This window comes from Nocardia sp. NPDC059195 (assembly GCF_042754695.1).
GTDB lineage: Bacteria > Actinomycetota > Actinomycetes > Mycobacteriales > Mycobacteriaceae > Nocardia.
In genome coordinates, this window is record NZ_JBHZBG010000019.1 from 113,214 (window position 1) to 120,848 (window position 7,635).

The 7,635-nt window shown below is 65.9% G+C and carries 6 protein-coding genes and 1 rRNA gene; 1 reads left to right on the top strand and 6 read right to left on the bottom strand.

Annotated features, from left to right (window positions below):
• Positions 1-37: 37 nt before the first annotated feature.
• Together fadD32 and ACFXKN_RS23115 are read right to left on the bottom strand one after the other, a co-directional pair.
• Positions 38-1,915: a long-chain-fatty-acid--AMP ligase FadD32 gene (fadD32, locus tag ACFXKN_RS23110; RefSeq protein ID WP_378963550.1), complete on the bottom strand. Its 1,878-nt coding sequence runs from the start codon at positions 1,913-1,915 to the stop codon at positions 38-40.
• 57 nt (positions 1,916-1,972) lie between these two features.
• Positions 1,973-3,220 carry a KasA/KasB family beta-ketoacyl-ACP synthase gene (locus tag ACFXKN_RS23115; RefSeq protein WP_378963549.1) on the bottom strand — a complete coding sequence of 416 codons (1,248 nt, stop codon included), beginning with the start codon at positions 3,218-3,220 and terminating at the stop codon, positions 1,973-1,975.
• A gap of 201 nt (positions 3,221-3,421) precedes the next feature.
• Here ACFXKN_RS23115 and ACFXKN_RS23120 point away from each other — a divergent pair, with 201 nt between their 5' ends.
• Positions 3,422-4,414, top strand: a complete 993-nt coding sequence (locus ACFXKN_RS23120; protein ID WP_379433781.1) for an acyl-ACP desaturase — start codon at positions 3,422-3,424, stop codon at positions 4,412-4,414.
• Between the two features lie 18 nt (positions 4,415-4,432).
• Here ACFXKN_RS23120 and ACFXKN_RS23125 read toward each other — a convergent pair whose 3' ends face one another.
• The 4 genes from ACFXKN_RS23125 to rrf form a co-directional block, all read right to left on the bottom strand.
• Entirely contained in the window at positions 4,433-5,725 is a 1,293-nt protein-coding gene (locus ACFXKN_RS23125; RefSeq protein WP_379433782.1) for a diguanylate cyclase domain-containing protein, read from the bottom strand.
• Between the two features lie 35 nt (positions 5,726-5,760).
• On the bottom strand, positions 5,761-6,570 hold the full coding sequence (locus ACFXKN_RS23130; protein ID WP_379433783.1) for an SAM-dependent methyltransferase: 810 nt from the start codon (positions 6,568-6,570) through the stop codon (positions 5,761-5,763).
• A 196-nt stretch (positions 6,571-6,766) separates the two neighbouring features.
• The gene (locus ACFXKN_RS23135; RefSeq protein ID WP_379433784.1) at positions 6,767-7,423 is read right to left on the bottom strand and encodes a YdcF family protein; all 657 of its coding nucleotides are present in this window, start codon (positions 7,421-7,423) and stop codon (positions 6,767-6,769) included.
• Positions 7,424-7,544: 121 nt separating this feature from the next.
• Positions 7,545-7,635 (bottom strand): 5S ribosomal RNA (gene rrf / locus ACFXKN_RS23140); the annotation flags it as partial.

The following is a 7,635-nucleotide window of genomic DNA, read 5'->3' on the forward strand; positions in this document are numbered from 1 at the left end:
CGTTCGGCCACCGGAAGATCCAGTGGCCGAACGATTCTCACTCTTCCGGAGCGTCCGGATAGGCCTGCTGCCGGTATCCACCGCGCAGCGTCCCATCCAGATACGCGGCCTTGCAGGCCCGCCGCGCGATCTTTCCGCTCGACGTCCGCGGAATGGACCCCGCGGGCACCAGCAACAGATCCCGCACCATCACCCCGTGCCTGCGTGCGATCGCCGCACGCACCGTATCCGTGATCGGCCCCGGCTCGAGTTTCGCCGCACCCGTACCCCTTTCGGCGACGACCACCAACTGCTCCGCCGCCGGATCGGATGCCGTCCCGGACTCGAGCACCTGTGCGGGCAGTTGCCCCGCCTGCACCGAGAAGGCCGCGATGAAACCGGGCCGAAGGGCCGTACTGGCTTCCTGCGCCGAGTATTCGAGATCCTGCGGATAGTGGTTGCGCCCATCCACGATCACCAGATCCTTCACGCGACCCGTGATGAACAGCTCGCCGTCGTGATAGGCACCGTAATCGCCAGTCCGCATCCACTTCGCGTCATCGGGCGCACCCTCGGCGCGACTGCCGACCGGCATACGCGCGACCCGGTTGTGGAAGGTTTCCGAGGTCTCGTCCGGCCGCCCCCAGTACCCGATGCCCATATTGTCGCCGTGCAACCAGATCTCGCCGACCTCGCCGTCGCGACGCTCGACTCCGGTGCCGGGATCGACGATCACCGCCCACTGCGACCGCGCGACGTGTCCGCACGACACCTGCGCCACCGCGTTCGCGGCATGCTCGTCGCACTCCACCATCCGGCCATCGTTCAACTGCCCGCGATCGACATAGACCACCCGCGCCTCGTCGTCGCGCTTGGTCGCCGACACGAACAGCGTCGCCTCGGCCATCCCGTAGCACGGCTTGATCGCGGTCTTGGACAGACCGTACGGCGCGAATGCCTCGTTGAACTTGCGCATCGAGGACACCGACACCGGCTCACTGCCGTTGATCAGACCGATCACATTCGACAGGTCGAGGGACTCATCACCCTTGGGCAACCCGCGCATCGCCGCATGCTCGAACGCGAAATTCGGTGCCGCCGAATAGATTTCGGCGCCATCGGCCTGGGCGGCCAGCTCCTTGATCCAGCGCGCGGGCCTACGCACGAACGCGCTCGGCGACATGATGGTGATGAACTTGCCACCGATGGTCGGCAGGATCACCGTGAGCAGCCCCATGTCGTGGAACAGCGGCAGCCAGGTGACCCCGCGCGCGTTCTCGGTGATCCCGATGGCATCGATCATCTGCAGCAGGTTGGTCCCCACCGAGCGGTGGGTGATCTCGACACCGGCGGGCACCCGAGTGGATCCGGAGGTGTACTGCAGGTAGGCCACACTGTCGATATTGATGTCGGGCCTGCGCCAGCGCGTGCCGACCGTGTCGGGAATCGCCTCGACCGCGATGATTCTCGGCCGTTGCGCGGCGGGCTGTTCGCGGAAGAAGTTGCGCACCCCCGCGGCCGCGCTGCCGACAGTGAGCACCGCGGCGGGTTCGCAGTCGCCGAGGACGGCGTGCAGCCGGTCGCTGTGGCCCTGCTCCTCCGGATCGAACAGTGGCACAGCCACATTCCCCGCGTACACCGCCGCGAACAGTGCGACGACATAGTCGAGGCCCTGCGGCGCCAGCACCGCCACCCGGTCGCCGGGCTCGGTCACCTGCTGCAATCGCGCGGCCACGGCGCGCAGCCGCACACCGAATTCGCGCCAGGTCAGTTCCTGGTACTCCCCCTCACGTTCGGTCGAATAGTCGATGAAGCGATAGGCCAGGTCGTCCCCGTTGGCCTCGCTGTGTTTGTCGACGAAGTCGATCAAGGTCTGATCACCGGGAATCTTGATAGTCCCCAGTTCGTCTACATAGTCGTCGAAGGTCTCGCCGATCATTCCCAATCCTTTTCAACGCACATTGACCAGTACCCGCCTTGGATGGGCGAATCGTCAATACCGCCCGAACGAGATCGCCACGTTGTGACCGCCGAAACCGAAGGAGTTGTTCACCGCGTAATCGATGCGACCGCGCCGCGCCTGACCCGACACCACGTCCAAATCGATAGCGGGGTCCTGATTGTCCAGATTCAGGGTGGGCGGAATGATGCTGTCGCGCACGCTGAGCACGGTCAGCACCGATTCGAGTGCACCGACCGCCCCGATCGAATGCCCGAGTGCCGATTTCGGCGCGTACACCGAGGCGTGCGAGCCGATCGCCTTGCTGATCGCATTCGCCTCGGCGGTGTCACCGATCGGGGTCGCGGTGGCGTGGGCGTTGATGTGGGTGACGTCGGTGCGGCTGATCCCGCCTGTCTGCATCGCCCGTGTCATCGCCCGCGCGGCGCCGGTGCCCTCGGGATCCGGTGCCACGAGGTGGAATCCATCGGAGGTGACGCCGGCGCCGAGCAGTCGCGCGTGAATCGTCGCGCCACGCGCCTTGGCGTGCTCCTCGGTCTCGATCACCATCATCGCGCCCGCCTCGCCGAAGACGAACCCGTCGCGGTCGGCGTCGAAGGGACGCGAGGCCGCCTTGGGATCATCGTTGCGGGTACTCATGGCCCGCATCTGCGTGAACGCCGCGATCGGCACCGCCTGGATGGACCCCTCCACACCACCGGTGACCACCATGTCGGCGTCACCCATCACGATCATCCGCCACGCGTTGGCGATGGCCTCAGAACCCGACGAGCAGGCCGAAACCGGTGTGGAAACCCCGGCTCGCGCGCCCAATTCGATGCCGACACAGGCCGCGGGGCCGTTGGGCATGATGGCCTGCACGGTCAGCGGTGAGACCTTGCGGTAGCCGCCGTTGCGGAGCCGATCGCGGGCGTAGATCAGCGATTCCGCGCCGCCGAGGCCGGTACCGATCGAGACGCCGAGCCGATCGCGGTCCACTTCGGGGCTGCCCGCGTTGCGCCACACCTCGCGGCCGAGGACCACGGCCATCTGTTCGACGTAGGACAGTTTGCGCGCCTCTTCGCGGGTGAGCGAGAGGGCGGGCGACACCTTCAGGTGGCCGCCGATCCGCACCGGCAGTTCGAAGTCGTCGATGAAGGAGTCTTCCAAGACGTCGATCCCGCTCTCGCCGTTGAGCAGACCCTTCCAGGTCGAGTCGACGTCGCCCGCGATCGACGTGGTCGCCGCCAGGCTCGTGACCACGATGTCCGTCATAATTTTTCGCTCACTCTCTCTAGCTATGCCACGACTGAACGGGAACCGCTGATGGAGCTGAACTGGTGGAGCGTATATGCACTCGGCGCGACGCGCCCAAATTCTTCGAACAGTGCGCAAAGCACCGTGTCGTTTCCAGGCGACATGCGCCGGGTCTATTGTGACGACGGGCAACACTACCGGACCGACGCAACTCTCGCTTTTCACTTAACGGAAAGGGCAACGAGCGTGGCCAGGAACCTGACCCAACTGGAACTACTGATCGAGCTGGAACCCATCGCCGCGAGCAATGTAAACCGGCATCTGTCGATGACCAAGGACTGGCACCCGCACGATTATGTGCCGTGGGACCGTGGCTGCAACTTCGCGGCCATGGGCGGAATCGACTGGGACCCAGAACAATCCGCGCTCAGCGAGCTCGCCAAGGCGGCGATGGTCACCAACCTGCTCACCGAGGACAACCTGCCCTCCTACCACCGTGAGATCGCCGAGAACTTCTCCAAGGACGGCGCCTGGGGCACCTGGGTCGGTCGCTGGACCGCCGAGGAGAACCGGCACGGGATCGTGCTGCGCGACTACCTCGTGGTGACCCGCGGGGTCGACCCGGTCGCGCTCGAGCAGGCGCGAATGATCCACATGACCAACGGGTATTCGACGATGGCCGTGGTGGGCGACAAGGCGCCGGACTTCGACATCCGCACCTCGTCCAGCGCCGGATTCCTGTTCTCCGTCGCCTATGTGACCTTCCAGGAACTGGCCACCAGGGTCAGCCACCGCAATACCGGTCGCGTCTGCGACGATCCGCTCGCCGACCGCATGCTCGCCCGCATCGCCGCCGACGAGAACCTGCACATGATCTTCTACCGCAATCTGTGCGCCGCTTCGCTCGATCTGGCCCCCGACCAGACCATCGAGGCGATCAACACCATCGTGCAGAACTTCCAGATGCCCGGCGCAGGCATGCCCGGCTGGCGGCGCAACGGCGTGCTGATGGCCAAGCACGGTATCTACGACCTGCGCCAGCACTTGGAGGAGGTGCTGCTGCCGGTGCTGCGCAAGTGGAACATCTTCGAGCGCAACGATTTCGGTGTACGTGGCGAGCGGGCGCGCGAGGATCTGGCGGCGTTCCTCGAGCGGCTGCGCGGGGAGGTGCTGCGCTTCGAGGAGCAACGAGATCGCTCACTGGCGCGGGCGGCGAAACGCCAGCACCAATCGGTCTGATCGACTCCGGCCCGGCCGCTACCGGGCCGGATCGCGGCGCGCGTCGTTCTTGTTGCGATACATCGCCGCGTCGGCGGCGTGCACCAATTCGTCTACGGCACCGGGCAATTGCTCGAAGAAGGCGGCACCGATACTGGCGCCGACGGCGAGCACGTGCCCGTCCACCTCTAGCGGCTCAGTAAGGGCGGACAGCAGCTTGTCGACCAGCCGCGCCAATTGTGCTTCACCGGAACAATTTTCGACCAGAACGAGGAATTCGTCACCGCCGATGCGAGCGGCGAGCGCCTCGTCCGGGCGCACCGCGTCGCGCATCCGGTCGGCCACGATCTGGAGGACGCGGTCCCCGACCATGTGCCCCCACAGGTCGTTGATCTCCTTGAAACCGTCGAGGTCGAGATAGCACACCCCGATCGGAGGTTGCGCTTCGGCAAGCCTTTTGAACAGGTGCGGGCGGTTCGGCAAACCGGTGAGTGCGTCGTGGTTGGCGTCGTGCCACAGGCGGTCGGCGAGCTGCTTGCGCTCGGTGACATCGACCGCGACGCCGATCAGGAACTCGATACCGCCGTCGGTGCCCCGCACCGCCGACATCGACAGGTCGATCGCGGTGACCCGGCCATCGGTGTGCAGATGCTCGGTCTCGGTGCGGAAGCTGTCGGATTCGCCCGCGACCATGCGCTGGAGTTGCTCGAACGCGAAGTTCAGGTTCTGCGGGCCGAGGATGTCGGCGACGGTCCGGCCCGGCATCGTCTCCGGGGTCCGGCCGAGCATCTGGGCCATGGTGGCATTGCAGTTCACCACCTGACCCGACATATCGACAGTGCCGATACCCACCAGGGCGCCGTCGAAAACCGCCTCGAAACGGGCCTCCGACAGCGCCCTGCGGGTCTCAGCCTCCTGTGCCGCTGCGAGCACCGCCGCCAGCGTGGCCTCCTGCTCGGCCAGCGCAGTCGCTCGCAACGCCGCGGTGAAGCCGGCCGCGAAGTCGGCGGCCAGGCCGATCGCCCGGTCCCGGATTCGCGGCAGGGCAGGGTCGGCCGGGCCGTCGGCAGCGATCTCGACCAGGTCGGCGCAGATCACCCGCACCGAACGGCTGACCGCCGACGGATCACGATAGTTGGCGGCGACCAGCATCCGAGCGGCGCGGCGCGCGATATCGGGATCCTCCCCGCCGCGCGCCGCGTCGATCAGACCGGTACACAGGGCGGCCAGCATCTCTTCGACCTGGGAGCGGTTGAGGGTAGGAGCTACAACGCCGTCGAGGGCATCCGCCCACCGCTGCGCCAGCTCCCACGACCCCACTGCTTCATCCACCTGTCATCGTCTGTCGCACCGCCATGCCAGGCGGCTTACACTTTGATCGCGACCCCGCCCATACCGAGCGAACGGCCTGGCTTCTCGTGCTGATCGCGCTCGGACTCGGGCCGCCACAACGGCAGCTCGACAACGCCGGGCTGGACCGAATCCCATCCCTCGAACAAGGCGACGATCTCATCCTTGGTCCGGAAATGAATACCGACCTTGGATTGGTTCACCGAGTGCGTTCCCAGTTTACCGGCGTCGTCGGGCCGAAGCTCGGAGGTGAGATGTGAAATGGCTATGAAACTACCCGGCGCCACCACCTCGCGGAGCGCGGATACCTTGCCGACCGGATCATCGGTGTCGGGCACCAGATGCAGCACCGCGATCAGCAGCAATCCCACCGGCTGGTCGAAGTCGATCAGCCCGGTCTCGCGCACCGCGGCGACGAGGTCGCCGGATTTGCGTAGATCGGCCTCGATCGCACCGGCGCGCTCATTGCCCTGCAAGATGGTTCGCGAATGGGCGACCGCCACCGGGTCGATGTCGACGTAGAGCACCCGCGCCTCTGGGTCGAGCTCGTGCACGATCTCGTGCACATTGCCCGCGGTGGGGATGCCCGACCCGATGTCGAGGAACTGCCTGATTCCCGAGTCGAGCATGAAGCGGACAGCACGGCGCAGGAAGGCGCGATTGCTCAGCGCCAACCGCGGTAGGTCGGGGACGAGCGTGGTAGCCATCTCCGCGGCGTCTCGGTCGACCGCGAAGTTATGCGAGCCGCCGAGCAACGCGTCGTACATCCGAGCCGGACTTGGATGCTGCATATCGACACCTTCAGGCGCCCATACCGGCCGATCCATCGAATTCCCCTGTCTGCCATTACCGCCCTGCGACCTCGCAACCCGCGATGACGCCACCCGCATCGTAGACGGCGGCACCGACATCGGCGCGGCTATCAAATTAGCGAAGGTCATGTACTTAACTAACGGGGCCGTATGGCTGGGCAGCCGGGGCCGTATGGCTGGGCAGGATGAAAGGTCCGATCCCCGGGAACATCTACTCCTCGGGGCCGTACGGCTGGGCCCAGAGGGGCGCTACGTCCGGGGTCATAGTGGCGACTACCGGGATGCCGGCGGCCAGGAAATTGTCCAGGGCTCGGCGCATGTGGTCAGCGGAGGTGATGAGGACAGCCTTGGTCACGCCGAGCGCTTCCATCATGCGCGCCGAGAACGCGGCGTTCTGCACGGTGGAACCGGCTTCGGTTTCCGGATGCAGCCGCTGCCTGGCGACACCGTGAATAGTGAGCCAGTCGGCCATCACCTGAGCCTCGGTGACACCGTTGCGCGGATTGCCGCCGGTCACGATGACTGGGGAAGCAGGTGACATATAGGCCTGAATCAGGGCCGCGTGCAAGCGATTACCCAGTTCGGGTCGCATCGTGCCATCCGGCAGCAGGCCGTATCCGAGCACCACGATCGCGGTCTCGGGTCCGTAGGTGGCGGGCAGCTCGATCCCGGCGAGGCCGGCGACCGAACCGACCGCGCCGACCAACGGGTCAGCAGCGGGCGCCGCGATGGCGGGTGGCGCGGTCGCTACCGCGCCGATCAACGCGGCGGGCAGCACGAGGGCTGCCGCACAACGACGCAGTGTCTGGTGAGTGAAGAGCCAGTCCATGGTTACCTCCCGAAGCGACGTCGAATCATCGTCGCTCACCAGGACCACCGACATGCCGGTTTCTGAAATGTTGATGGTTCGGACTGCAGTACCCGGTCCGGGAGGTCTTTGGAACGCAAAAAGGCCCCCAACCAATGGTTGAGGGCCTTTCGCAATGATGTTCCGGCAGTGTCCTACTCTCCCACACCCTGTCGAGTGCAGTACCATCGGCGCAGGTGGCCTTAGCTTCCGGGTTCGGAATGGGACCGGGC

Coding starts and splice junctions, on each gene's coding strand:
- ACFXKN_RS23130 (WP_379433783.1), bottom strand. CDS start 6,570: ATGGATCGGCCGGTATGGGCGCCTGAAGGTGTCGATATGCAGCATCCA.